The 24,031-nt window shown below is 70.6% G+C and carries 22 protein-coding genes; 14 read left to right on the top strand and 8 right to left on the bottom strand.

The features are described from left to right. Positions 1 to 133: 133 nt before the first annotated feature. The 3 genes from PXH83_RS28145 to PXH83_RS28155 all read left to right on the top strand — a co-directional run bounded on the left by PXH83_RS28145 (position 134) and on the right by PXH83_RS28155 (position 3,716). Positions 134 to 352, top strand: a complete 219-nt coding sequence (locus PXH83_RS28145) for a hypothetical protein (RefSeq protein WP_274564096.1) — start codon at positions 134 to 136, stop codon at positions 350 to 352. Between the two features lie 131 nt (positions 353 to 483). Beyond that, complete coding sequence (locus PXH83_RS28150; RefSeq protein ID WP_274564098.1) at positions 484 to 1,512, top strand: oxidoreductase; 1,029 nt, start codon at positions 484 to 486, stop codon at positions 1,510 to 1,512. Positions 1,513 to 2,078: 566 nt separating this feature from the next. Then, positions 2,079 to 3,716, top strand: a complete 1,638-nt coding sequence (locus PXH83_RS28155; RefSeq protein WP_274564099.1) for an ABC-F family ATP-binding cassette domain-containing protein — start codon at positions 2,079 to 2,081, stop codon at positions 3,714 to 3,716. A 346-nt stretch (positions 3,717 to 4,062) separates the two neighbouring features. On the opposite strand, the gene PXH83_RS28160 is transcribed toward PXH83_RS28155, so the two are convergent. The 3 genes from PXH83_RS28160 to PXH83_RS28170 form a co-directional block, all read right to left on the bottom strand. Beyond that, positions 4,063 to 6,495, bottom strand: coding sequence for a Tex family protein (locus PXH83_RS28160; protein WP_274564100.1), 2,433 nt, complete (start codon positions 6,493 to 6,495; stop codon positions 4,063 to 4,065). Positions 6,496 to 6,621: 126 nt separating this feature from the next. Further along, complete coding sequence (locus PXH83_RS28165) at positions 6,622 to 6,768, bottom strand: LPFR motif small protein (protein WP_274564101.1); 147 nt, start codon at positions 6,766 to 6,768, stop codon at positions 6,622 to 6,624. A gap of 87 nt (positions 6,769 to 6,855) precedes the next feature. Further along, positions 6,856 to 7,716: an SCO6745 family protein gene (locus tag PXH83_RS28170; RefSeq protein ID WP_274564103.1), complete on the bottom strand. Its 861-nt coding sequence runs from the start codon at positions 7,714 to 7,716 to the stop codon at positions 6,856 to 6,858. A gap of 112 nt (positions 7,717 to 7,828) precedes the next feature. On the opposite strand from PXH83_RS28170, the gene PXH83_RS28175 reads away from it, so the two are divergent. Together PXH83_RS28175 and PXH83_RS28180 are read left to right on the top strand one after the other, a co-directional pair. Continuing rightward, the gene (locus PXH83_RS28175; protein ID WP_274564104.1) at positions 7,829 to 8,800 is read left to right on the top strand and encodes a GlxA family transcriptional regulator; all 972 of its coding nucleotides are present in this window, start codon (positions 7,829 to 7,831) and stop codon (positions 8,798 to 8,800) included. Between the two features lie 16 nt (positions 8,801 to 8,816). Then, positions 8,817 to 9,434 (top strand): DJ-1/PfpI family protein, encoded by a 618-nt coding sequence (locus PXH83_RS28180; RefSeq protein ID WP_274564106.1) that lies wholly within the window; start codon positions 8,817 to 8,819, stop codon positions 9,432 to 9,434. Between the two features lies 1 nt (position 9,435). Here the strand turns inward: PXH83_RS28180 and PXH83_RS28185 are convergent, their stop codons facing one another. Beyond that, entirely contained in the window at positions 9,436 to 10,191 is a 756-nt protein-coding gene (locus tag PXH83_RS28185) for an enoyl-CoA hydratase/isomerase family protein (RefSeq protein WP_274564107.1), read from the bottom strand. 184 nt (positions 10,192 to 10,375) lie between these two features. Between PXH83_RS28185 and PXH83_RS28190 the strand changes: the two genes are divergently transcribed. Next, positions 10,376 to 10,873, top strand: a complete 498-nt coding sequence (locus PXH83_RS28190) for an ATP-binding protein (RefSeq protein ID WP_274564108.1) — start codon at positions 10,376 to 10,378, stop codon at positions 10,871 to 10,873. On the opposite strand, the gene idi is transcribed toward PXH83_RS28190, so the two are convergent. The 3 genes from idi to galE form a co-directional block, all read right to left on the bottom strand. Further along, complete coding sequence (idi, locus tag PXH83_RS28195; protein ID WP_274564110.1) at positions 10,839 to 11,432, bottom strand: isopentenyl-diphosphate Delta-isomerase; 594 nt, start codon at positions 11,430 to 11,432, stop codon at positions 10,839 to 10,841. The two genes, PXH83_RS28190 and idi, sit on opposite strands and share 35 nt — an antisense overlap. Before the next feature lie 114 nt (positions 11,433 to 11,546). Further along, the gene (locus PXH83_RS28200) at positions 11,547 to 12,488 is read right to left on the bottom strand and encodes a cation diffusion facilitator family transporter (RefSeq protein WP_274564112.1); all 942 of its coding nucleotides are present in this window, start codon (positions 12,486 to 12,488) and stop codon (positions 11,547 to 11,549) included. Between the two features lie 143 nt (positions 12,489 to 12,631). Continuing rightward, positions 12,632 to 13,609: a UDP-glucose 4-epimerase GalE gene (galE, locus tag PXH83_RS28205; RefSeq protein ID WP_274564114.1), complete on the bottom strand. Its 978-nt coding sequence runs from the start codon at positions 13,607 to 13,609 to the stop codon at positions 12,632 to 12,634. Positions 13,610 to 13,852: 243 nt separating this feature from the next. Here galE and PXH83_RS28210 point away from each other — a divergent pair, with 243 nt between their 5' ends. The 7 genes from PXH83_RS28210 to PXH83_RS28240 all read left to right on the top strand — a co-directional run bounded on the left by PXH83_RS28210 (position 13,853) and on the right by PXH83_RS28240 (position 20,833). After that, positions 13,853 to 15,625, top strand: coding sequence for a DUF5941 domain-containing protein (locus PXH83_RS28210; RefSeq protein ID WP_274565196.1), 1,773 nt, complete (start codon positions 13,853 to 13,855; stop codon positions 15,623 to 15,625). Next, complete coding sequence (locus PXH83_RS28215) at positions 15,622 to 16,359, top strand: phosphocholine cytidylyltransferase family protein (protein ID WP_274564115.1); 738 nt, start codon at positions 15,622 to 15,624, stop codon at positions 16,357 to 16,359. The genes PXH83_RS28210 and PXH83_RS28215 overlap by 4 nt, the downstream gene beginning before the upstream one ends. Continuing rightward, positions 16,347 to 17,408, top strand: coding sequence for an iron-containing alcohol dehydrogenase family protein (locus PXH83_RS28220; protein WP_274564116.1), 1,062 nt, complete (start codon positions 16,347 to 16,349; stop codon positions 17,406 to 17,408). Before PXH83_RS28215 ends, PXH83_RS28220 begins: the two co-directional genes overlap by 13 nt. Continuing rightward, a complete protein-coding gene (locus PXH83_RS28225; RefSeq protein ID WP_214921967.1) occupies positions 17,386 to 18,165 on the top strand; it encodes a CDP-alcohol phosphatidyltransferase family protein in 780 nt (259 codons plus the stop codon). The genes PXH83_RS28220 and PXH83_RS28225 overlap by 23 nt, the downstream gene beginning before the upstream one ends. A gap of 20 nt (positions 18,166 to 18,185) precedes the next feature. Next, a complete protein-coding gene (locus PXH83_RS28230; protein WP_274565197.1) occupies positions 18,186 to 19,058 on the top strand; it encodes a glycosyltransferase family 2 protein in 873 nt (290 codons plus the stop codon). Positions 19,059 to 19,119: 61 nt separating this feature from the next. Further along, entirely contained in the window at positions 19,120 to 20,055 is a 936-nt protein-coding gene (locus tag PXH83_RS28235) for an ABC transporter permease (protein ID WP_274564118.1), read from the top strand. Then, entirely contained in the window at positions 20,048 to 20,833 is a 786-nt protein-coding gene (locus tag PXH83_RS28240; RefSeq protein WP_214921969.1) for an ABC transporter ATP-binding protein, read from the top strand. The genes PXH83_RS28235 and PXH83_RS28240 overlap by 8 nt, the downstream gene beginning before the upstream one ends. Before the next feature lie 153 nt (positions 20,834 to 20,986). Here the strand turns inward: PXH83_RS28240 and PXH83_RS28245 are convergent, their stop codons facing one another. Next, a complete protein-coding gene (locus PXH83_RS28245) occupies positions 20,987 to 23,197 on the bottom strand; it encodes an MMPL family transporter (protein WP_274564119.1) in 2,211 nt (736 codons plus the stop codon). Between the two features lie 93 nt (positions 23,198 to 23,290). Here PXH83_RS28245 and PXH83_RS28250 point away from each other — a divergent pair, with 93 nt between their 5' ends. After that, complete coding sequence (locus tag PXH83_RS28250; protein WP_274564120.1) at positions 23,291 to 23,953, top strand: TetR/AcrR family transcriptional regulator; 663 nt, start codon at positions 23,291 to 23,293, stop codon at positions 23,951 to 23,953. The last annotated feature ends 78 nt before the right edge of the window (positions 23,954 to 24,031 follow it).

Consider the following 24,031-nt stretch of genomic DNA (forward strand, 5'->3'; position numbering starts at 1 on the left):
GAACACAGTTTGGGCGGCGTACAACTGCGACCCCCCGCCCGTTCGGCACCCGAGGAGACGCCCCAGCGCGGCACCGCCCCCGGAGCCACCGCACTGCACCACGCCCGGGCTCCCGCGCGCCCAGCCCGTGCAGTTGACCACCACCCCCGCCTCGGCCGCCGGCTCGGCGAAGTCCGTGATGCCGCGGGTCTCGACGATCGTGCCCACCGCCGCCAACCGCTCCCGCAGCCACCGCAGATGCACCGGCATGTCGATGAGCGGCAGCACGGCCTGCAACCCCGTTGCCGTCTCCCGCAGCCCGGGCAACTCCGCCGCCCACGCGCCCAGTCCGGCCGGCGAGGTGTCCGCGTGAACGCCCCCGAGGGCCGTGGTCAGCCCTGTCACGTCACCGCCCACCACAATTACTTCGCTGCTCATGGCCGGACGCTAACGGAATCTGTCCTGCCGTGCTCACATCACGTCATGGCTGGGGATACTCAGGACATGTCTGCCGACTACGCGACCTTCGGGCTGGCTCCGGCGATGCGAGCCGGTGGTGTTCTCGCCAATGGTGGCTACCAAGTGCACCGCGAATTCATGGACTTCATCGTCGACGGCCGCCCCCTCCTCTACCAGCTCTCCGACCTGGACGCGGTCTCCCCGCTGGCCTCGGACGTCCCGCCCGCCATCTTCACCGCGCAGGTACGCGGCCTCCTGCTGGAAGCGGCCGCGCCTCTGCCCGGCGGCCGGTACGTCATCTACGGGTGTCCGGAGTGCGAAAGCCTGGAGTGCGGAGCGGTCACCGCGGTCATCGAGCGGGCCGGGGAGGACTTCGTCTGGCGGGACTTCGCGTGGCAGACGGACGAGGCCGCCGACCTGGAACTGAACGGCTACCACGGCATAGGCCCGTTCCGCTTCCGCGGAGGGGAGTACCGCGCGGCGCTGGAACAGCTGCTGGCCGACGTCGACGAGGAGCCCCCGCCCCGGCGCCGGGTCCTGCTGATCGGCGCGCGAGTCGACTTACTGGCCAAGCTCGCGGCCGCTCTGCGCACGATCAACATCGGTGCGGACATCACGCGTGACGCGGCGGACGTCCCGGCCGACGAGCTACGGGCGTACGGAGCGGTGGCCTTCGGCCGGGCGGTCGACGAACGCGAACGCGCGACGGTGCGGGCCGCCTTCGATCGCGCCGGTGCCGACGTCGCCTACGTGGACGGCCTGGCGCCCATAGTCCCCCTCCTGGTCGCCCAGATAGAACACGCCCTGGACCGGAGCCCGTTGGAGCAGCGGCGCCTGACGCGGCTGATCGCGGTGGAGGGCGAGGCGGGGGTGGAGGTGACGTCGAGCTGCCGGGTGCGGCTGATCGCCTACCGCTTGGACCGCCTGTACCGGACGCACACCCATGAGCTTTTCGACGACGTGCTGGAACCCGGGAAGCACCGGATTCCGCTGGACGGGCGTGCGACGAAGGGCCAGTCCTTCATAGTGGCCCGCACGATGGGAGGAGTGCTGGTGGCCCCGATGGTCCGCTGATCTCACCCACCCCTGGCACTCCGCTCCGAGGGCTTCGGGCGGCTGCGCCGGACTCCGCCCACGTGGCGGCGTCCACCCACACGCACGCGACACAGGCACCGCACATGCACCTGGCCCGCACCCACACCGACACCCCGCACCGCCCCAGCACGAACCGTCCCGGTACCTGTGCCCCGAACCGGCGCCCACGCCCGACACCGTCCCTGTGCCGGCACCCCGCCGACGCACGACACCGGCCGCACCGCTGCACCGGGCTGCACCGTACGCACCGGACCGCAAGCACCGGCCGCACCGGTGCACCGGACCGCACCGCAAGCACCGGCCGCACCGGTGCACCGGGCTGCACCGTGCGCACCGGGCCCGCACCGCAAGCACCAGGCGCACCGGTGCACCCGGCCGCACCGCACGCACCGGGCCGCACCGCACGCACCAGGCGCACCGCTGCACCGCGCGCACCGGCACGCGCCCCTCACTCCACCAGCCACTCCATCCGCACCCGTACCCCACCGGTCCTCGGGCCCGTGCCCGTCGGCCCGACCAAAGCCGTCGCTAAGATCTGAGGTCTGATGACTGCAACTCTCGTCGCCAAAGATCTCGCCGCCGGCCACGGCGACCGCTCCCTCTTCTCCGGACTCGACCTCGTCGTCGCGCCCGGCGACGTGATCGGTCTCGTAGGTGTCAACGGCGCGGGCAAGTCCACGCTGCTGCGCCTCCTCGCAGGGCTCGACACCCCCGAGGGCGGTGAGCTGCGGCTTTCCCCGCCCACCGCGACCGTCGGGCACCTCCCGCAGGAGCCCGAGCGCCGCGAGGGGGAGACCGTACGGTCCTTCCTCGCCCGGCGTACCGGCGTGGCCGCCGCGCAGATCGCACTCGACGAGGCGACCCAGGCACTCGTCGACGAGACGCCGGGCGCGGACGACGCGTACTCCGTCGGCCTGGAGCGGTGGCTCGACCTCGGCGGCGCCGACCTGGACGAGCGTGCCGAGGAGATCGCCGCATCCCTCGGCCTGACCGTCGGCCTCGACCAGCCGATGACTGCCCTCTCCGGCGGCCAGGCCGCCCGCGCGGGCCTCGCCTCGCTCCTCCTCTCCCGGTACGACGTCTTCCTCCTCGACGAGCCGACGAACGACCTCGACCTGGACGGCCTGGAGCGCCTCGAACGCTTCGTTTCCGGCCTGCGCGCCGGCACCGTCGTCATCAGCCACGACCGCGAGTTCCTCACCCGCACCGTGACCAAGGTCCTGGAGCTCGACCTCGCCCAGCAGCAGATCAAGCTGTACGGCGGCGGCTACGCGGCGTACCTGGAAGAGCGCGAGACCGCTCGCCGGCACGCCCGCGAGGACTTCGACGAGTACGCCGACAAGAAGGCCGCCCTCGAAGGCCGCGCCCAGATGCAGCGCGGCTGGATGGACAAGGGCGTGAGAAACGCCCGCCGCAAGGCCACGGACGGCGACAAGCTGGGCCGCAACATGCGCAGCGAGGCCAGCGAGAAGCAGGCGGCGAAGGCCCGCCAGACGCAGCGCATGATCGAGCGCCTGGACGTCGTCGAAGAGCCCCGCAAGGAGTGGGAGCTGCGCATGGAGATCGCGTCGGCCCCGCGCTCCGGCGCGGTCGTCGCCACCCTGCGCGACGCGGAGGTCCGCCGTGACGGCTTCACCTTCGGCCCGGCGTCGCTCCAGATCGACTGGGCGGACCGCGTAACGATCACCGGAGCCAACGGTGCGGGCAAGTCCACGCTCCTCGCCGCCCTGCTCGGCCGCCTCCCGCTCGACGCGGGCCATGCCGCGCTCGGCCCCGGGGTGGTCGTCGGCGAGGTCGACCAGGCCCGCGGTCTCTTCTACGGCTCCGAGTCCCTCCTCGACGCATTCTGCGCGGCCGTCCCCGACACGGAACCGGCGGACGTACGCACCCTGCTGGCCAAGTTCGGCCTGCGCGCGGCGCACGTCCTGCGCCCCGCCACGACGCTCTCCCCGGGCGAACGGACCCGCGCGGCCCTCGCGCTGCTCCAGGGCAGGGGAGTCAACCTCCTCGTCCTGGACGAGCCGACGAACCACCTCGACCTGACGGCGATCGAGCAGCTGGAGTCCGCACTCGACTTGTACGAGGGCACGCTGCTGCTGGTCACGCACGACCGCCGGATGCTGGACGCGGTCCGTACGACCCGCCGTATCGAGGTCGCGGACGGCAAGGTCACGGAGCACTGACACGAGCAGGGCGGCCGGCACAGGCCGCCGCCCTGCTCAAGCGAAGCTGCTCAAGCCAAGCCAAGCCGACCCGGCTCAGGGATTCTCGGCCTTAAGCCGGGCCTCAGCCTCGTCCTGGAGCCGCTGGAGTACGCCGCCTGCTCGGCCTGGAACTTCGCGTGTTCCTCCTCGGCCCTGCGGCGTCGGAGCGCACCCACCCGCGGTCCAAGACACCGATTCCAGCCGCGCGCACGGCGCAAGGGCACTCGTACCCCACACAACCCGTGGGCCTGGGGGCCTGCCCCCGGTGCGGGAAGGGCGGGTAGGGGAAGAGCGCGCAGCGCCCCCGCCCACCCCGCCCCTACCGTCAGCCGCGCTTGCCCCCGCCGCCCGGCTTCGGGTCCGTCAGACCCGCCCGCCGCAGCGCATCCGCCATCGCACTGTTCGCCGGCGCCGGCGCCTGCCGCGACCCGCCGCCACCAGCGCCGCCGCCACCACCGCCGCGACGCCCGCCACCGCCCCCCTGCCGCTGCTGCGGCGGCCGGCCACCCGAGCCGGCCGAGCCGCCTGAGCCACCGGAGCCCGCGCCCCGCTCCCGCCTCTGCCCACCGGGCGCCGCACCCGACGCCTCATCGTCGAGCCGCAGCGTCAGCGAGATCCGCTTGCGCGGAATGTCGACGTCCATGACCTTGACCTTCACGATGTCACCCGGCTTCACCACATCCCGGGGATCCTTCACGAAGGTCTTCGAAAGCGCCGACACATGCACCAGCCCGTCCTGATGCACCCCCACATCCACGAACGCACCGAACGCGGCGACATTCGTCACCACACCCTCCAGGATCATCCCGGCCGCCAGATCGCCGATCTTCTCGACGCCGTCCTTGAAGGTCGCGGTCTTGAACGCGGGCCGCGGGTCACGCCCGGGCTTCTCCAGCTCCCTCAGAATGTCCGACACGGTCGGCAGCCCAAAGGTGTCGTTGACGTAATCGGCGGGCCGGAGCGACCGCAGCACCGCCGTGTTCCCGATGAGCGTCCCCACCCCGCTGCCCGCCGTCTTCACCATCGCCCGCACCACCGGATACGCCTCGGGGTGCACGCTCGACGCGTCCAGCGGATCGTCGCCGCCGAGGATCCGCAGGAAGCCCGCGCACTGCTCGTACGCCTTCGGACCGAGCCGTGCCACATCCTTCAGTCCCTTCCTGGAACGGAAGGGGCCGTTGGCGTCCCGGTGCGAGACGATGTTCTCGGCGAGCCCGGAGCTGATGCCCGAAACCCGCGAAAGCAGCGGCGCGGACGCGGTGTTGACGTCGACACCCACCCCGTTCACACAGTCCTCGACCACCGCGTCGAGCGAGCGCGAGAGCTTCACCTCGGACAGGTCGTGCTGGTACTGGCCGACGCCGATCGACTTGGGGTCGATCTTCACCAGCTCGGCGAGCGGGTCCTGCAGCCGCCGCGCGATCGAAACGGCGCCGCGCAACGAGACGTCCATGTCCGGGAGTTCCTGCGAGGCGAAGGCCGAGGCCGAGTAGACGGAGGCGCCCGCCTCCGAGACCATCACCTTCGTCAGCTTCAGCTCGGGGTGCTTGGCGCACAGTTCACCGGCGAGCTTGTCCGTCTCGCGCGACGCCGTGCCGTTGCCGATGGCGACGAGCTCGACGGCGTGCTCCCTCGCGAGCCGCGCCAGCTTCGCCAGCGCCTCGTCCCACTGGTTGCGCGGCACGTGCGGATAGATCACGTCCGTCGCGACGACCTTGCCGGTCGCGTCGACGACGGCGACCTTCACGCCGGTACGGAAGCCCGGGTCGAGCCCCAGCGTTGCCCGCGTCCCCGCCGGCGCCGCCAGCAGCAGGTCACGCAGGTTCGCCGCGAAGACGCGTACCGCCTCGTCCTCCGCCGCGGTGCGCAGCCGCAGCCGCAGGTCGATACCGAGGTGGACCAGGATGCGTGTGCGCCAGGCCCAGCGCACGGTGTCGCCCAGCCACTTGTCGCCGGGGCGGCCCAGGTTGGAGATCCCGAAGCGCCGGGCGATCATGCCTTCGTACGTCGAAGGGCCGGTCTCGTCCGACGGCTCCTCCGGTTCGAGGACCAGGTCGAGTACGTCTTCCTTCTCGCCGCGCAGCATGGCGAGGACGCGGTGCGAGGGCAGCGCGGTGAACGGCTCGGCGAAGTCGAAGTAGTCGGCGAACTTGGCGCCCGCTTCCTCCTTGCCGGCCCGTACCTTCGCGGCGAGACGCCCACGCGACCACATGCGTTCACGCAGCTCGCCGATGAGGTCGGCGTCTTCCGAGAAGCGCTCGGTGAGGATGGCCCGCGCACCGTCCAGCGCGGCGGTGGCGTCCGCGACGCCCTTCTCCGCGTTCACGAACGCGGCAGCGGCCGCGAGGGGGTCCACCGAAGTGTCGCCCAGCAGCCCCTGGGCCAGCGGTTCGAGCCCCGCCTCCCGCGCGATCTGCGCCTTCGTCCTGCGCTTCGGCTTGAACGGCAGGTAGATGTCTTCCAGCCGCGCCTTGGTGTCCGCGGTCCTGATCCGCGCCTCCAGGGCCTCGTCCAGCTTGCCCTGTTCCCGTACGGACTCCAGGATCGCGGTCCGCCGCTCCTCCAGCTCCCGCAGATACCGCAGCCGCTCCTCGAGGGTGCGCAGCTGCGCGTCGTCGAGCATCTCGGTCGCTTCCTTGCGGTAGCGAGCGATGAACGGCACGGTCGAGCCGCCGTCGAGCAATTCGACGGCGGCCCGGACCTGCCGCTCCTTTACGCCGAGCTCCTCGGCGATCCTGCCTTCGATGGACGTCGTCACGATGTTCCCGACTCGCCTTCTCCTGCGGGCTGTGCTTGAGCCTGCATTGTGCAGGGTTGTCGGGTCTCCTGTCGCGCACCCCCGGCCGCCACGCCTCTCCCGGCCGAGCCCCTCCGGCAGGCCCTGTCAGGCACGCCGGGTCCGCCGGCCGCCGCGCGACGCGGTGTCGGACGCGCCGCCGAAGAGCCGGGCCAGGAGCCGGAACGGGAGGGTCACCACATTCGCGATGGCCGAGCCGACCATGCGGAGTCCATCAGCTATCGCACGGAACACGTCGGACCTCCTGCTGTCTCGGTATCGGACAGCAGTACGGGTAGCCGTTCTGCGCGTACGCAAACCCCGCAGGTCAGGGGTGAAGACTCACTTGCCGGTGAGGTCGGCCGGGAACGCCCCGGCCACCACCGCCGCCGCCAGGAAACCGCGCCCGAGCACGGTCAGCCGCTCCACACCCTCCGCGCCCAGGTGCTCGTACGGCGCCGCGTCGAGCCGGTCCGTCGTGTCCTCCAGCTCCGCGCGCAGCGCGGTGCCCGCCTCGGTCAACTCGCCCTCGCCGTCCAGCAGCCCGCGCTCCCGGAGCCGGTCGGAGGCCGCTTCCCAGTCCGTACGGCTCCAGCCCCGGGTCGCCAGCGTCCAGCGCGGCGACATGCCCTTGCCGGTCGCGGTATGGCTGACCAGCGCCTCCACCGGGTCGAGTCCGGCGCCGAGCAGCGCGGTGAGGTGGCCGTCGCCGCGGTGCTCGCGCAGCAGTGTCGCGGCGTGCCAGTACGCGAGGTGGGGCTGCTCGGGGACGGGCAGATCGGCGTGGGCGGCGTACAGCGGACGGGCGTGCGCGGTACAGGCCTCGGCGGCGCGCAGGGCGAGCCCGGCCGCCTCCGCCATCTCGTCGGATGCGACGGCCTCCTCGCCGAGCAGCCGCCGCAGGGTGGTGTCGGCGGCGCGCAGCCGCGCTTCGAGTACGACCTCGGGGGCGGCCGTACGCCACACCTCGGGGACGTGACGGGCGATGAGCGCGTGGCTGAAGTTGTAGAAGGACGCGGCGATCACGCCGGGCCCGACCGCGCCCATGGCGGCGGCCCGGCCCGCGAAGTAGGCGGCGTTGCTGTCCTCGATGCCCAGTCCCGCGAGCTCCTTGGCGAAGTCGGGGGAGAAGTAGACCGTCGAGTGCAGCGGGTTGAGGGCGTTGTGACAGCGGCGGCCGGCGCGCGGGGGAAGAGAGGTCATGACAGGCACGTTACCGACTGGTCGGTACGACGTGAAGAGCCGGGGCGTCATGGCAGTAAAGGTGGGGTCCTCGTCATTGCGGACATAGCAGGCCGCCCCAAGGATTGATCCCATGACGCAGCGATCCGTACTCGTCGTTCTCTTCGACGACGTCCTGAGCCTGGACGTGACCGGCCCCGTGGAGGTCTTCACGAGTGCCGCCCTGCAGATCGGGGACCCCGACGGCGCGTACCGGATCCGTACGGCATCGCTCGACGGCAAACCCGTCCGCACCTCCAGCCGCCTCCAGGTCGTACCGGACTTCGCACTCGCCGACGCCCCCACGCCCCACACCCTGCTCGTCCCCGGCGGCCCCGGTACACGCAGCCCCGACCCCCGGCTCGTCGACTGGCTGCGCCAGAACGCCCCGAAGGCCGAGCGCCTGGTCTCCGTCTGCAGCGGGGCGCTGCTGCTCGCCGAGGCGGGCCTGCTCGACGGGCACCGGGTGACCACGCACTGGGGCGTCTGCGAGCATCTCGCCAGGAAGTACCCGGCCGTCGAGGTCGACCCGGATCCGATCTTCGTACGCGACGGAAAACTGGCCACATCGGCCGGTGTCACGGCCGGTATCGACCTCGCCCTCGCGCTGGTCGAGGAGGACCTCGGCCGGGAGACCGCACTCACCGTCGCCCGCCACCTCGTCGTGTTCCTCCGACGGCCGGGAAACCAGGCGCAGTTCAGCGCACAGCTCGCCGCCCAGACCGCCCGGCGCGAGCCGCTGCGCGAGGTCCAGCAGTACATCGCCGAGCACCCCGCCGAGGACCTGTCCGTCGAGGTGCTGGCGGCCCGCGCCCTGCTGTCGCCGCGCCACTTCGCCCGCGCCTTCCAGGCGGAGACCGGCACAACACCCGGCCGGTACGTCGACCGCGTCCGCCTCGAACACGCGCGGCGCCTCCTGGAGGAGACCGGCGACGGCGTCCAGGAAGTCGCCCGAGCGGCCGGCTACGGAACGCCGGAGGCCATGCGCCGCGCCTTCTTCAAGGCGCTGGGCACGCCGCCCGCCGAGTACCGGCGCCGTTTCCACGCCCCCGTACAAACCCACTGAAAGGCAGACAGCCCATATGCAGACCGCCATCCTCCTCTACGAAGGTTTCACGTCCCTCGACGCCGTAGGCCCCTTCGAGCTGATCAGCCACCTGCCGGGCGCCGAAACCGTGTTCGTCGCCAAGGAGACCGGCCCCGTCCGCAACGACCAGGGCAATCTCGCCCTCGTCGCCGACCGCACCCTCGCCGAGGTGACGAGCCCGGACATCCTGCTCGTCCCCGGCGGCCCCGACGCGCGGCAGGCCATGCGCGACGAGGAGCTGCTGGACTGGGTCCGCGCGGTGGACGCCACCAGTACCTGGACCACGTCGGTGTGCACCGGCTCGCTGATCCTGGCAGGGGCGGGCCTCCTCAAGGGCCGCCGTGCCACGACACACTGGCTCGCGATGGACGAGCTGAAGGCCGAGGGCGCCGAGCCCACCGGCGAGCGGGTGGTGTTCGACGGCAAGTACGTCACGGCCGCCGGCGTCTCGTCCGGCATCGACATGGCGTTGCACCTGCTGGGCCGGGTCGCCGGTGACGAGGTCGCCCAGACCGTACAGCTGATGACCGAGTACGACCCGCAGCCCCCGTACGACGCGGGCTCGCCGGAGAAGGCCCCGGCGGAGATCGTCGCCCGCTGGCGGGACCGATGACTCAGGAACCGCCTGCCACTTTGTAGGTGAAGCGCGGAGCCCTGCGCTCCAGGAAGGCGGCGACCCCCTCCGCGGTGTCGCCGCTGCCGCGCGCCTGCTCCGCCCAGTGGGCGTCCCGGTCCTGCCGCCCGTTCGCGAACTCCTTGGCCGCCGCCTGCGTCAGCTGCGAGCGCGAGACGAGCACCCGGGTGAACTCCTCCACACGCTTGGCCAGTTGGCCCGCCGGAAGCACCTCGTCCACCAGGCCGGTGCGCAGCGCCCGGTCCGTACCGATCAACTCGCCCGAGAACAACAGGTACTTGGCTGCGGCAGGACCCACCAGCGCGACCAGCCGCCGGGTGGACGACGCGGGATAGACGATCCCGAGCTTGGCCGGTGTGACCCCGAAGGACGCGCCCTCCTCCGCGAACCGCAGATCGCAGGCCGCCGCCAGCTGGCTGCCGCCGCCCACGCAGTAACCGCGGACGGCCGCCAGCGTCGGTCCGGGGAACGAAGCCAGCGCCTCCTCGGCCCGTACAGCGAGCCCCTGCGCCTCCTCGCCCGGATCGCGCAGCGAGGAGATGTCCGCGCCCGCGCAGAAGGTGTCCCCGGCGCCCGTCAGCACCAGCGCCCGTACGTCCGCGTCCCCGGCGAGCCGCTCCAGCAGCCCGGGAAGGGCGCCCCACATGCCCGCGGTCATGGCGTTGCGCTTGGCGGGATTGCTGATGACGACGGTGGCGACACCGTCCGCGACGGTGTGCTGCAGCTGTGGCTCCATGCGCCGGATGCTATCCGTGCGGTGCGCCCCCCTGATCCGGGGGAGACCCGGGGAAGCCCCGGGGGAGAGCAGGAACGGCCGCAGAAGTGACGCAGTCGTATGCGCAATGGTCAGAAGCCGTCGATTGCGGCTGACTTGTGTTCAGTGGCCCGGTCCGGACCAACACGTTCTCAACACTCGGAGGGTGGTGAAGAGCGAACGTCCAGGTTCCACCGAAGACGCCCCGGCAGGCTACGAAGGCGTCTGGCGGTTCACCGCCCCCGCGGCCGACGTCTCCGTCCCGCAGGCCCGGCACGCCGTCCGCGACCTGCTGAACCGCCAGGGCGTACCGGCGCAGGACGAACTGGTGCAGGGGCTGCTGCTCATCGTCTCCGAGCTGGTCACCAACGCCGTACGCCATGCGGCGCTGCTCTCGCCCATACTGGCCGTCGAGGTTGCCATCGGCACGGAGTGGATCAGGGTCTCCGTGGAGGACAACCACCCCTACCGGCCCAAGGCCCTGGAGCGGGACTACGCGCAGACCGGTGGGCGCGGCCTGCTGCTCGTACGGGAGATCACCGTGGAGGCCGGCGGGGTGTGCGACATCGAGCACACCGCGAGCGGCGGCAAGATCATCTGGGTCGCGCTGCCGCTCGCCGGCCCCTCGCTCACCAGCCCGCCTTCGGCCCCGTCAGCTCTCTGATCGCCGGACGCGCCGCGTCGAGCACCGTCATGAACCACGCCGAGAACGGCGCCCGCGCATGCTGTTCTGCCAGCTCGTCGGCGGTGACGAAGGACGTCTCGCCGACCTCTTCCGGGTCGGGCCGGAGCGCGGCCTGCGCCATCCCGACGAAGAGGTGGTTGTACTCCTGCTCGACCAGGCCCGAGTCCGGGTCCGGGTGGTTGTAGCGGACGGTGCCCGCCTCGGCGAGCAGGGAGGGGGAGATGCCCAGCTCCTCGTACGTACGCCGGGCGGCGGCGGCGAACGGCGACTCCCCGGGGTAGGGGTGCCCGCAGCAGGTGTTCGACCAGACGCCGGGGGAGTGGTACTTGCCGAGCGCGCGGCGCTGGATCAGCAGCCGGCCCGACTCGTCGAAGAGGAAGACGGAGAAAGCGCGGTGCAACTGGCCGGGAGCCTGATGTGCGGCGAGCTTCTCCGCGGTGCCGATGGTTTTGCCGTCCTCGTCGACCAGCTCAAGCAGGATCTCCTGTGCGGTGCCGTTCGACGAGCTGTTCGCCGCGGTGACTGGTGTGCTCGGCATAACCATCCTTCGCTTCGATTCCCGGCCTTCAAGTCTGCCGTACAAAAGCGTCTTGTCCGTACTTCACTCACCCGACCGGGCGTCAGATGGCGGTGTCTGCGGCCGTCCGGCCCCTCAGTGGCAGAGCTTCGCCTCGTGCTCGGCGTGACCGCTCGGCTCAAGCTGGAACGTGCAGTGCTCGACGTCGAAGTGGTCGCCGAGGCAGCCCTGCAGCGCGTGCAGCATCTTCTCGTGGCCGACCGAGTCGAGCGCGTCCTGCGTGACGACGATGTGCGCCGAGAGGACCGGCATGCCGGAGGTGATCGTCCAGGCGTGCAGATCGTGTACGTCCTCGACCCCGGGCAGACCGAGTATGTGCTCGCGCACCTCGGCCATGTCGACACCCGGGGGCGCCGTCTCCAGCAGTACGCCGAGCGTCTCCCGCAGCAGCTTCCAGGTGCGCGGCACGATCATGAGGCCGATCACCAGGGACGCGATGGGGTCGGCCGCCTGCCAGCCGGTCGCCATGATCACGCCGGCCGAGACCAGCACGGTGACCGAGCCGAGAGCGTCCGCGAGCACCTCCAGGAAGGCGCCCCGCACATTGAGGCTGTCCTTCTGCCCCTTCATCAGGAGGGAGAGCGAGACCATGTTCGCGACGAAACCGATCAGGGCGAAGACGATCGCCGTACCGCTCTTGGTCTCGGCGGGTGTGATGAACCGGTCGACGGCCTCGAAGAGCAGAAACCCACCGACGCCGAGCAGCAGCAGACAGTTGGCCAGCGCGGCGAGGATCTCGGCCCTGGCGTAGCCGAAGGTGGCGTTGCGGGTGGGCGGGCGGTTGGCGAAGTGGATCGCGAGGAGTGCCATCGCGAGCCCCAGGGCGTCCGTCGCCATATGGGCCGCGTCCGCGATCAGCGCCAGCGAATTCGAGAGCAGTCCACCGACGATCTCGACCGTCATGACGGTCAGCGTGATGCCGAGCGCGATACGAAGCCGTCCCTTGTACGCGGCGGCAGCCGTGCCGGTGGGCGGCGGCCCGCCGTGCGTATGCCCGTGATCGTGCCCAGCCCCCATGTGGAGCGCCTCCCCGGATATGTGGATGATCGGCCCGAGGTGCCAGTGAACTACGGGAGGGGGGTATGTGCAACACGGGACTGAACACCGTTGTCATATGCCCTGACCTGCGGAAATGACCGCAGGTCAGGGCCTTGCCAAGATCAGCTCCGGCGGGCTTCCGGATGCCGCAGCAGCCAGCCTTCCCATGCCGACACGACCATCTCGCGCACACCGCGCGAGGCGGACCAGCCCAGCTCCTTGGCGATCAGATCGGACGAGGCGACGGCCTGAGCGGCGTCACCGGGACGGCGCGGCTCGATCACCGGGGCCAGCCCGGAACCGGTGACCTCGGCCACCAGATCGGCGAGCTCGCGCACCGAGACACCCTCGCCGCGGCCGATGTTCAGCGTCAGGTCCCCGGCGGCGTCGGTCAGCGCCCGCGCGACGGCCAGATGGGCGTCGGCGAGATCGGCGACGTGAATGTAGTCACGGATGCACGTGCCGTCCGGGGTCGGGTAGTCGTCCCCGAAGATCCGCGGGGCCTCGCCGCGGGTGATCCGGTCGAAGAACATCGGGATGATGTTGAAGACCCCGGTGTCGGCCAGCTCCGGCCTCGCCGCACCCGCCACATTGAAGTAGCGCAGGCACGCGGTCGAGATGCCGTGCGCCCGGCCCGCGGCCCGCACGAGCCACTCGCCGACCAGTTTGGTCTCGCCGTACGGGTTGATCGGGGCGCAGGGTGTGTTCTCGGGGATGAGATCCACCTCGGGCACCCCGTACACCGCTGCGGACGAGGAGAAGACGAAGCGGCGCACCCCGGCCGCGGCGACCGCTTCGAGCAGCACCGTGAGACCGAACACGTTCTCCCGGTAGTAGAGCAGCGGCTGCTGCACCGACTCGCCGACCTGCTTCTTCGCCGCGAGATGCACCACACCTGTGACGTTGTGCTCGGCGAGCGTACGGTCGAGCAGCTCCCTGTCGAGTACGGAGCCGCTCACCAGCGGGATCTCCGGTGGCAGCCGGTCCGTGACGCCGGAGGAGACGTCGTCGAGTACGACCACCCGCTCACCCGCTTCGGCCATGGTCCGCGCCACATGCGCGCCGATGTACCCCGCACCACCTGTGATCAGCCAAGTCATGACGGCCACCCTAGGCCCTCCACAAGGGCGGTTTGTGGGGCGAGGCATTGATCGACGAAGATGATCGCGGCGGGCCGCCCGCCTTCCCGTCCGGTCTTATCGGGGCGTGAACGGGCCGTGAACTCGCGCTTCCGTACATCCGATAGCCTCTGCCGACATGCCTCCGGCCCGCACCGGGCCGGAATGACGCATGCCAGCCACGTCAGCCAAGCCGGCTACGCCAGTGCCAAGGAGTGAGTTCGTCTGTCGACCGCCATCCTCACCGGTCCGCCGGTACCCGGATCGCCGCTCGAGGGCGATCTGCGGTCGCTGGGATTCGACGTACGGTCCGCCGCCGATGCGGACGAGACCGTCAAGCTGCTCGACGCGACACCGGCCGGTGAACGCGTCGCGCTCGTCGACCCGCGTTTCGTCGGTCACGTCCACTCCCTGCGCCTCGCGCTCACGGACCCCCGCTTCCCCGCAGCCGCCGCCCCCGGCGCGCTCACGGCGCAGCCCGAGGCCCGCGCCGCACTCGCCGACGCCGTGCGCAGCGCTCCGGCCGGGCCCGACGCCGTCGCCGAGGCGCTCGACGCCGCAGGCACCGCCGTACAGCGGCCCGAACTCGGCTCGCTGGTCGCCGCCGTCCCCACGGACGACGCCGGGCGCGAGCAGGCCCGCGCCGCCGTCGCCGCCGTCGACGAGGAAGCCGTACGGCTGCGGACCGCGGTGAAGTCCCGCGACGGCTTCTTCACCACCTTCTGCATCAGCCCGTACTCGCGCTACATCGCCCGTTGGTGCGCCCGCCGGGGCTTCACCCCCAACCAGGTCACCACCGCTTCGCTGATCACCGCGCTGATCGCGGCCGGCTGCGCGGCGACCGGCACCCGGGGCGGCTACATCGCGGCCGGTGCGCTGCTGCTCTTCTCCTTCGTGCTGGACTGCACCGACGGGCAGCTCGCCCGTTACTCGCTGCAGTACTCGACGATGGGCGCCTGGCTCGACGCGACCTTCGACCGCGCCAAGGAGTACGCGTACTACGCCGGCCTCGCACTCGGCGCCGCCCGGGGCGGCGACGACGTATGGGCGCTGGCGCTCGGCGCGATGGTGCTCCAGACCGGCCGCCACGTCGTGGACTTCTCCTTCAACGAGGCGAACCACGACGCGGAGTCCAATACGAGCCCCACCGCCGCGCTCTCCGACAAGCTCGACAGCGTCGGCTGGACGGTCTGGGTCCGCAGGATGATCGTCCTGCCGATCGGCGAGCGGTGGGCGATGGTCGCGGTCCTGACCGCCGTCACCACTCCGCGCATCGTCTTCTACGCCCTGCTCGTCGGCTGCGCGCTCGCCGCCCTCTACACCACGGCCGGCCGCGTCCTGCGCTCGCTGACCCGCAAGGCACGGCGTACCGACCGAGCCGCCCAGGCCCTCGCAGACCTCGCGGACAGCGGGCCGCTCGCCCAGGCCGTGGCGGCACGCGGGCCCCGTATCACGGGGGCGTGGACCGCCCCGGTGATGGCCGCGATCGGCGCTGCGGCGCTGGTGAGCGCGGCGCTCACGCAGCCGTTCGGCAGCCTGCAAGTGGTCGTCGCGGCCGTCTTCTACGCGGTCCTCTCGGGCATAGCCGTGGCACGCCCCCTCAAGGGCGCCCTCGACTGGCTCGTCCCCCCTGTTTTCCGGGCGGCCGAATACGGCACGATCCTGATTCTCGCGGCCCGGTCCGAGGTGAATGGAGCGTTGCAGGCTGCTTTCGGGCTGGTGGCGGCCGTCGCCTACCATCACTACGACACGGTGTACCGCATCCGCGGTGGCACCGGCGCGCCGCCCCAGTGGCTGGTGCGGACGATCGGCGGGCACGAAGGCCGGACGCTCGTGGTGGTGGTACTCGCCGCGGTCCTGTCGCCGCAGAACACACACCTCACCCTGGCGCTCACGGTCCTCGCTGTGGCCGTGGCGCTCGTGGTGCTCGTGGAGTCCATCCGTTTCTGGGTGTCCTCCGGAGCTCCCGCAGTACACGACGAAGGAGAACCCGCATGATCGGCCTCGTACTGGCTGCCGGCGCCGGACGGCGTCTGCGTCCCTACACGGACACCCTCCCCAAGGCACTGGTGCCCGTGGACGGCGACACGACCGTCCTCGACCTGACGCTCGGCAACTTCGCGGAGGTCGGCCTGACCGAGGTCGCGATCGTCGTCGGTTACCGCAAGGAAGCCGTGTACGAGCGGCGGGAGGCCCTTGAGGCGAAGTACGGCCTCAAGATCACGCTCGTCGACAACGACAAGGCCGAGGAGTGGAACAACGCCTACTCCCTGTGGTGCGCGCGTGACGTCCTCAAGCAGGGTGTGATCCTCGCCAACGGCGACACCGTGCACCCCGTCTCCGTCGAGAAGACGCTGCTCGCCGCCCGCGGCAAGGGCCAGAAGATAATCCTCGCCCTCGACACGGTGAAGCACCTCGCCGACGAGGAGATGAAGGTCATCACCGACGGCGAGAAGGGCGTTCAGCGAATCACCAAGCTGATGGACCCGGCCACCGCCACCGGCGAGTACATCGGTGTCACCCTCATAGAGCCCGAGGCCGCCGAAGAACTCGCCGACGCACTGAAGACCACCTTCGAGCGCGACCCCGACCTCTACTACGAGGACGGCTACCAGGAGCTGGTCAACCGCGGCTTCACCGTCGACGTGGCCCCCATCGGCGAAGTGACGTGGGTCGAGATCGACAACCACGACGACCTCGCGAAGGGCCGTGAGATCGCGTGCCTGTACTGACCCGGCTCATCCCGTCCCCGGTCGTCGTCGACATCAGCTGCGGCGCCATGGACGATCTGGCCGGCCTCCTGGCCGACCAGCGGATCTCCAACTCGGGCAAGCTCGCCATCGCCACCAGCGGCGGCTCGGGACTGGCGCTGCGCGACAAGCTCGCGCCGGTCCTGCCCGACGCCGACTGGTTCCCCGTCGCCGACGGGACGATCGACTCCGCCGTCAAGCTCGCCGACGACATCAAGGGCAAGCGGTACGACGCCGTGGTCGGCCTCGGCGGCGGCAAGATCATCGACGTGGCGAAGTACGCGGCGGCCCGGGTCGGCCTGCCGATGGTCGCCGTCGCGACGAACCTCTCGCACGACGGCATCTGCTCGCCGGTGTCCATCCTGGACAACGACAACGGCCGCGGCTCCTACGGCGTACCCACGCCCATCGCCATGGTCATCGACCTCGACGTGATCCGCGAGGCACCGGTCCGCTTCGTCCGGTCCGGCATCGGCGACGCGATCTCCAACATCTCGGCCATCGCCGACTGGGAGCTGTCCCACCGCATCACGGGCGAGCCGGTCGATGGACTGGCCGCCGCCATGGCCCGTACGGCAGGAGAAGCCGTACTCCGCCACCCCGGCGGCGCCGGCACCGACGAGTTCCTCACGGTCCTCGCCGAGTCCCTCGTCCTGTCCGGCATCGCCATGTCGATCAGCGGCGACACCCGGCCCTCGTCCGGCGCGTGCCACGAGATCAGCCACGCCTTCGACCTGCTCTTCCCGAAGCGCTCCGCGCTCCACGGCGAGCAGGTCGGCATCGGTGCGGCCTTCGCGATGCACCTGCGCGGGGCGCAGGACGACGCCGCGCTCTTCGCCGACGTACTGCGCAGGCACGGCCTGCCGGTGCTGCCCGCGGAGATCGGCTTCAGCGTCGACGAGTTCGTCGAGGCCGTTCAGTACGCCCCGCAGACCCGCCCGGGACGCTTCACGATCCTGGAGCACCTCGACCTGTCCGCAGACCAGATCAGGGACGCTTACGCCGACTATGTCAAGACCATCAGTAGCTGAACTCCGTCCGGTCGTTCACCCCGAGGGAGTGAAGGACCGGCGCAGCGGTGAGCACTGGGCCGGGCGCATGTACATGCGAGAGATCTCGCTGCACATCGACCCGTACCTGGTGAACACGAAGATCACGCCCAACCAGCTCACCTACCTCATGGTGGTCGTGGGCGTCATCGGCGGTGCGACGCTGCTGATCCCCGGGCTCACCGGCGCGATCCTCACGGTGGTGCTGTTCCAGATCTATCTGCTGCTCGACTGCGTCGACGGCGAGGTCGCCCGCTGGCGCAAGCAGACCTCGATCACCGGCGTCTACCTGGACCGCATCGGCCACTACCTGTGCGAGGCGGCCCTGCTGGTGGGCTTCGGCGTACGCGGCGCGGACGTCTTCGGCGACGGAGGGCCGGAGTGGCTGTGGGCCTTCCTCGGTACGCTCGCCGCGCTGGGTGCGATCCTGATCAAGGCCGAGACCGATCTGGTCGACGTGGCCCGCCAGCGCAGCGGACTGCCCGCCGTCAAGGACGAGGCCTCCGTGCCCCGCTCCTCCGGTCTGGCCCTGGCCCGTCGCGCCGCGGCGGCGCTGAAGTTCCACCGGCTGGTCGGCGGCATCGAGGCGAGCCTGTTCATCCTGGTCGTGGCGATCATCGACAGTGTCCAGGGTGACCTGTTCTTCACCCGCCTCGGCATCGCCATCCTCGCGGGCATCGCGATCGTCCAGACGCTTCTGCACCTCGTGTCCATCCTCGCTTCGAGCAGGCTGAAGTGACGGGCGCGGAGGGCACGGGCATGAAGGTCGGCGCCGTCATCATCACCATGGGCAACCGCCCGGACGAGCTGCGCGCCCTCCTCGACTCGGTCGCCAAGCAGGACGGCGACCGCGTCGAGGTCGTGGTCGTGGGCAACGGCTCCCCGGTCACCGGTGTCCCCGAGGGCGTACGGACCGTGGAGCTGCCCGAGAATCTGGGCATCCCCGGCGGCCGCAACGCCGGCATCGAGGCGTTCGGCCCCAGCGGCGCCGAGATGGACGTTCTCCTCTTCCTCGACGACGACGGTCTGCTGGCCCACCACGACACGGCCGAGCTGTGCCGCCAGGCCTTCGCCGCCGACCCGAAGCTGGGCATCATCAGCTTCCGGATCGCGGACCCGGACACGGGGGAGACCGCACGCCGCCACGTGCCCCGGCTGCGTGCGTCGGACCCCATGCGCTCCTCGCGCGTCACGACCTTCCTCGGCGGCGCCAATGCCGTACGTACCAAGGTCTTCGCCGAGGTCGGCGGGCTGCCGGACGAGTTCTTCTACGCTCATGAGGAGACCGATCTGGCCTGGCGGGCGCTCGACGCCGGCTGGATGATCGACTACCGCTCGGACATGGTCCTGTACCACCCGACGACCGCTCCCTCCCGCCATGCGGTGTACCACCGCATGGTGGCCAGGAACCGGGTCTGGCTGGCCCGCCGCAATCTGCCGGCCCTCCTGGTGCCCGTCTACCTCGGTGTGTGGCTGCTGCTCACGCTGGCGCGACGCCCCTCCGGACCTGCGCTGAAGGCATGGTTCGGCGGCTTCTGGGAGGGGTGGACAAATGCCTCAGGTCCCCGCCGTCCGATGAAGTGGCGTACCGTCTGGCGCCTGACCCGGCTCGGGCGACCCCCTGTTGTCTGACAAGCTCGGGTCTGACAGCGCCTTATTGCCCTGCGCATCTTGAACACGAAAGTTTCAACTTGTGAGTGACACAACCCATGACGGTGCGGTCGCGACGAGCGCCCCGCCATCTCCCGACGACGCACTTACCCCGGCGGAGCTCGCCGCCAAGTACGGCCTGTCGGTGAGCGGTGCCCGACCGGGGCTGATCGAGTACGTCCGGCAGCTGTGGGGCCGGCGCCACTTCATCCTCGCCTTCTCGCAGGCGAAGCTGACCGCCCAGTACAGCCAGGCCAAGCTCGGCCAGCTGTGGCAGGTGGCGACCCCGCTGCTGAACGCGCTCGTCTACTTCCTCATCTTCGGCCTGATGCTGAACGCCGACCGGGGCATGCCCCGGGAGGTCTACGTCCCCTTCCTGGTCACGGGCGTATTCGTCTTCACCTTCACCCAGAGCTCGGTGATGGCCGGCGTCCGGTCGATCTCGGGCAACCTCGGGCTGGTCAGAGCGCTGCACTTCCCGCGCGCCTCGCTGCCGATCTCCTTCGCGCTCCAGCAGCTCCAGCAGCTGCTGTTTTCGATGATCGTGCTGGTGATCATCGCGGTCGCCTTCCGCAGCTACCCCTCGCTGTCCTGGCTGCTCGTCATTCCGGCGCTGGCCCTGCAATTCGTCTTCAACATCGGCCTCGCCCTGATCATGGCCAGGCTCGGCAGCAAGACGCCCGACCTCGCGCAGCTGATGCCGTTCGTGATGCGTACGTGGATGTACGCGTCCGGCGTGATGTTCAGCATCCCGGTGATGCTCAGCGACAAGGACCTGCCCGGCTGGGTCACGGACGTGCTCCAGTGGAATCCGGCGGCCGTCTACATGGACCTCATCCGCTTCGGCCTGATCGACGGGTACGGCTCCGAGAACCTGCCCCCGCACGTGTGGGCGGTCGGTCTGGGCTGGGCGCTGCTGATCGGCGCCGCGGGCTTTGTCTACTTCTGGAAGGCTGAGGAGAGGTACGGCCGTGGCTGACGACAACACGCAGGGGCGTATCCCCACGGTCATCGCCGACGACGTGCACATCGTGTACCGGGTCAACGGCGGCGCGGGCGGCCGTGGCAGTGCCACCGCCGCACTGAGCCGCATCATGAAGCGCGGCAAGGGCGACGCACCCGGCGTACGCAAGGTGCACGCGGTACGAGGGGTGTCCTTCACCTCCTACCGCGGCGAGGCGATCGGCCTGATCGGTTCGAACGGCTCGGGCAAGTCCACCCTGCTGCGCGCCATCGCGGGCCTCCTCCCCACGGAACAGGGCAAGGTCTACACGGACGGCCAGCCCTCGCTGCTCGGCGTGAACGCGGCTCTGATGAACGACCTGACCGGCGAGCGCAATGTCATCCTCGGCGGCCTTGCGATGGGCATGTCGCGCGAGGAGATCCGCGAGCGGTACGCGCAGATCGTCGACTTCTCGGGCATCAACGAGAAGGGCGACTTCATCACGCTGCCGATGCGGACGTATTCGTCCGGCATGGCGGCGAGGCTGCGCTTCTCGATCGCCGCTGCCAAGGATCACGACGTACTGATGATCGACGAGGCGCTGGCCACGGGTGACCGGAAGTTCCAGATCCGCTCCGAGCAGCGGATCCGCGAGCTCCGCAAGGAGGCCGGCACGGTCTTCCTGGTCAGCCACAGCAACAAGTCGATCCGGGACACCTGCGACCGTGTGCTGTGGCTGGAGAAGGGCGAGCTCCTAATGGACGGCCCCACCGACGAGGTCCTCAAGGCCTACGAGAAGGAAACGGGCCGCTAGGGCGCGGTGCGGGTGCGGGTGCCTGCGGCGCTTTCCCCTACCCGCCCCTTCCCGAACTGGGGCGGAGCCCCACCACGCGGCGGCAGCCGCAAAATGTCACAGCGGGAAGGGGCGGGGTGGGGAAAGAAAGCCCCGCCCCACCCCGCGCACCGCTCATACCCCGGCGGGCGAACGCGCCTCCTCCCGCGGTGCCGGCGCCTCGTCGAGCCCCACCCGCGCATGCAGCCGGCGCAGGGAGCCGGGGGCGTACCAGGCGTGCCGCCCCAGCACCCGCATCGCCGCCGGCACCAGCACCCCCCGCACCGCCACCGCGTCGATCACGATCGCCAGTCCGCTGCCGATGCCGAACATCTGCAGGAAGCTGATCTCGCTCGTGCCGAAGGCGAAGAAGCTCACCGCGAGCAGCCCCGCCGCCATGGAGACGATGCGGCCGGTGCGGGCCAGTCCCTGGGTGACCGTCTTCGTACGGTCGGCCCCCGCGTCGTGCAGCTCCTTCATCCGGCTGGTCACGAAGACCTCGTAGTCCATCGAAAGACCGAACGCGACGCAGAACAGCAGCACGGTCATCGAGGTGTCCATCGGCTGAGGCGTGAAGCCGAGCAGCGACGCCAGATGGCCGTCCTGGAAGATCCACACCATCGCACCGGCGGCCGCCGAAAGGCTGATCCCATTGAGCAGCAGCGCCCGCAGCGGCTGCACGACGCTGCCGGTGAAGAGGAACAGCAGCACGAAGGTCGTCACCACGATCAGCCCGATCGCGAACGGCAGCCGCACCCCGATGGAGTGCTTCGAGTCGACCAGCCTGGCGTCCGTACCACCGACGAGCGTCTCGGTGCCCGCAGGCGCCGGGACGGCGCGGATGTCCCGTACGAGATCCTGCGCCGCGTCCGACTTGGGCGCGTGCCCGGTGACGACCACGAGCCGCTGGGCGTCCGGGCGCCCCAGCGCCGCCGCCGCGGGCCCCGCTTCCCGGGCGTTGCCTCCGGTGTACGTCGCCGAGCTCGCGTCGACCCGTACGACGCCGTCGAGGCGCGAAAGCTCCTGCGCGTACGCACCGAGCGGCGCGGCCGCGACCGCTCCCGTGGTCACCACCTGCACCGCGCCGTCGTCGTCGCCCGCGAAGTCCCGCTGGACGGCGGTGGCGACCTGCCTGCTCTTCGCGTCCTCCGGCAGCACCCGCTCGTCCGGGGTGCCGAAGGTGACCCCGAGCAGCGGGCTCGCGGCCAGGAGCAGCACGGCCAGGACCGGCAGCGCGGTCAGCGCGGGGCGGCGCACTACCAGGCCCGCGAGGCGTCCCCAGAAGGGGGCGTCGGGACGTCGTACCGCGTCGGCCCAGGGCATGCGGCCCTTGTTGATCCGGTGGCCGAGCAGAGCCAGCAGGGCGGGCACGATGAGCAGTGCACCGAGTGCGGCCACCGCGACCACGCCGATTCCGGCGTAGGCGAACGAGCGCAGGAAGTACGGCGGGAAGATCAGCAGGGCCGCCAGGGCGGCGGCGACCGTGGCGGCGGAGAAGACGATGGTGCGGCCCGCCGTCGTCACGGTGGTGCGTACGGCGTCGGGAACCTCCTGGCCGGCGGCGAGCTGCTCGCGGAACCGGCTGACCAGCAGCAGCGCGTAGTCGATCCCGAGGCCCAGGCCGAGCGCCGTCGTCAGGTTGACGGAGAAGACGGACACGTCGGTGAGAGTGCCGAGCACGAACAGTTCGGCAAAGGTGCCGACGATCGCGATCAGCCCGACGACCAGCGGAAGCAGCGCGGCCACCACACTGCCGAAGGCGAGCACCAGCAGAATCAGCGTCAAGGGCACGGCGATCGCCTCGGCCACCGCCAGGTCGGCCCCGACCTGGGACGTGACGTCATTGCCGACCGCCGCCTCGCCGCCGGCCTGCACGCTCACCCCGTCGCGGTCACCGGCGTACTTGTCGACCAGGGCGTCGGCGCGTTCGAGGATCTCGCTGTCCTTGCCCTTCACATGGGCGACAACCAGTGCCTGGCTGCCGTCCTCGGAGGTCAGCTGCGGGCTCTTGGCGTCCCAGTAGGACGCCACATTGGTCACGGTGGTGTCGTTTCTGAGGCCGTCGGTGATCGAGCGTCCGCGCTCGGCGACGGCCGGGGAGGCCGGCCCGCCTCCCTCGGCGGGTTCGGCCCGGACGAGGAACACCAGGTTGGTCTCCCCGCCGAACTTCTCGTCGATCACGCGCTGAGCGTGGATCGACGGCGCGTCGGGGTCGTCGAAGCCGCCTCCGAGCAGCTTGCCGAACGCGCCCATTCCGATGGCTGCCATGGCGACCACCGCCACGGCGCCGAGTACGAGTACGAGCCTGGCCCTGTGGAGGGTGAGCTCGGCGATCCTGGTCAGCACGGTGTACCCCTTGCCTGAGTGGGCATGTTTACTTCGTTAACATCGAATGTCCCAGGGGGTGTTAATGCTGTCAACATCAGGCAGGATGAACGTATGTCAGCGAACTCGGGCGGCAAGGCCGGCTACCACCACGGCAACCTGCGCAATGCGCTGATCAGGGCCGCTGTCGAGCTCGCGGCAGACGGCGGCCCCGAAAAGGTCGTCCTGCGCGAGGCCGCCCGCCGCGTCGGCGTCTCGCCCACCGCCGCCTACCGCCACTTCGCGGGCCAGGCCGAACTCCTGCACGCCGTCAAGATCCATGGCCAGCAGGCGCTCGCCGACTCGATGGAGAAGGCGGCGGACGAAGCACCTCCCTCCACCGACCCCGGGGAGGCCGCGGAACTGCGGCTCTCGGCCATCGGGCGCGGTTACGTCCGCTTCGCCCTGACGCAGCCCGGCCTCTACCGATCGGCCTTCTGCCCACCCGTCGCGGGTGAGGGTGAAGCCAAGGGGGAGTGGACCGGCGTGGCCGCCCCGGGTGACGACCCGGAGTACCGGGCATTCGTGCTGCTCACCGGCGCACTCGACGCACTGGTCGCGGCCGGGCGCATGCCGGAACGGAATCGTCCGGCTGCCGAGGCCGCTGCCTGGGCGGGCGTACACGGCCTGTCCCTGCTGATCCTCGACGGGCCCATGCGCCATCTTCCCGACGCCGAGCGCGATGCGGTGATCGAACGCACCCTGAGGATGATCGTCTCCGGGATGGTGGCGCCGTAAGACGCCGGAATCGTCAACTCCGTGCGTGTTCGGGAAGGTTGGGGCGTTTCGCAGCCTTGTTGTAATGCGCGCAGCACC

It is taken from the genome of Streptomyces spiramyceticus, from assembly GCF_028807635.1.
GTDB classification, from domain to species: domain Bacteria; phylum Actinomycetota; class Actinomycetes; order Streptomycetales; family Streptomycetaceae; genus Streptomyces; species Streptomyces spiramyceticus.

Excerpts from the sequence above, each read along its gene's own strand:
- PXH83_RS28150 (WP_274564098.1), top strand. The coding sequence starts at position 484 with ATGTCTGCCGACTACGCGACCTTCGGGCTGGCTCCGGCGATGCGAGCC.
- PXH83_RS28155 (WP_274564099.1), top strand. The coding sequence starts at position 2,079 with ATGACTGCAACTCTCGTCGCCAAAGATCTCGCCGCCGGCCACGGCGAC.
- PXH83_RS28170 (WP_274564103.1), bottom strand. The coding sequence starts at position 7,716 with ATGACCTCTCTTCCCCCGCGCGCCGGCCGCCGCTGTCACAACGCCCTC.
- PXH83_RS28175 (WP_274564104.1), top strand. The coding sequence starts at position 7,829 with ATGACGCAGCGATCCGTACTCGTCGTTCTCTTCGACGACGTCCTGAGC.
- PXH83_RS28180 (WP_274564106.1), top strand. The coding sequence starts at position 8,817 with ATGCAGACCGCCATCCTCCTCTACGAAGGTTTCACGTCCCTCGACGCC.
- PXH83_RS28185 (WP_274564107.1), bottom strand. The coding sequence starts at position 10,191 with ATGGAGCCACAGCTGCAGCACACCGTCGCGGACGGTGTCGCCACCGTC.
- idi (WP_274564110.1), bottom strand. The coding sequence starts at position 11,432 with ATGCCGAGCACACCAGTCACCGCGGCGAACAGCTCGTCGAACGGCACC.
- PXH83_RS28200 (WP_274564112.1), bottom strand. The coding sequence starts at position 12,488 with ATGGGGGCTGGGCACGATCACGGGCATACGCACGGCGGGCCGCCGCCC.
- galE (WP_274564114.1), bottom strand. The coding sequence starts at position 13,609 with ATGACTTGGCTGATCACAGGTGGTGCGGGGTACATCGGCGCGCATGTG.
- PXH83_RS28215 (WP_274564115.1), top strand. The coding sequence starts at position 15,622 with ATGATCGGCCTCGTACTGGCTGCCGGCGCCGGACGGCGTCTGCGTCCC.
- PXH83_RS28225 (WP_214921967.1), top strand. The coding sequence starts at position 17,386 with ATGTCAAGACCATCAGTAGCTGAACTCCGTCCGGTCGTTCACCCCGAG.
- PXH83_RS28230 (WP_274565197.1), top strand. The coding sequence starts at position 18,186 with ATGAAGGTCGGCGCCGTCATCATCACCATGGGCAACCGCCCGGACGAG.
- PXH83_RS28250 (WP_274564120.1), top strand. The coding sequence starts at position 23,291 with ATGTCAGCGAACTCGGGCGGCAAGGCCGGCTACCACCACGGCAACCTG.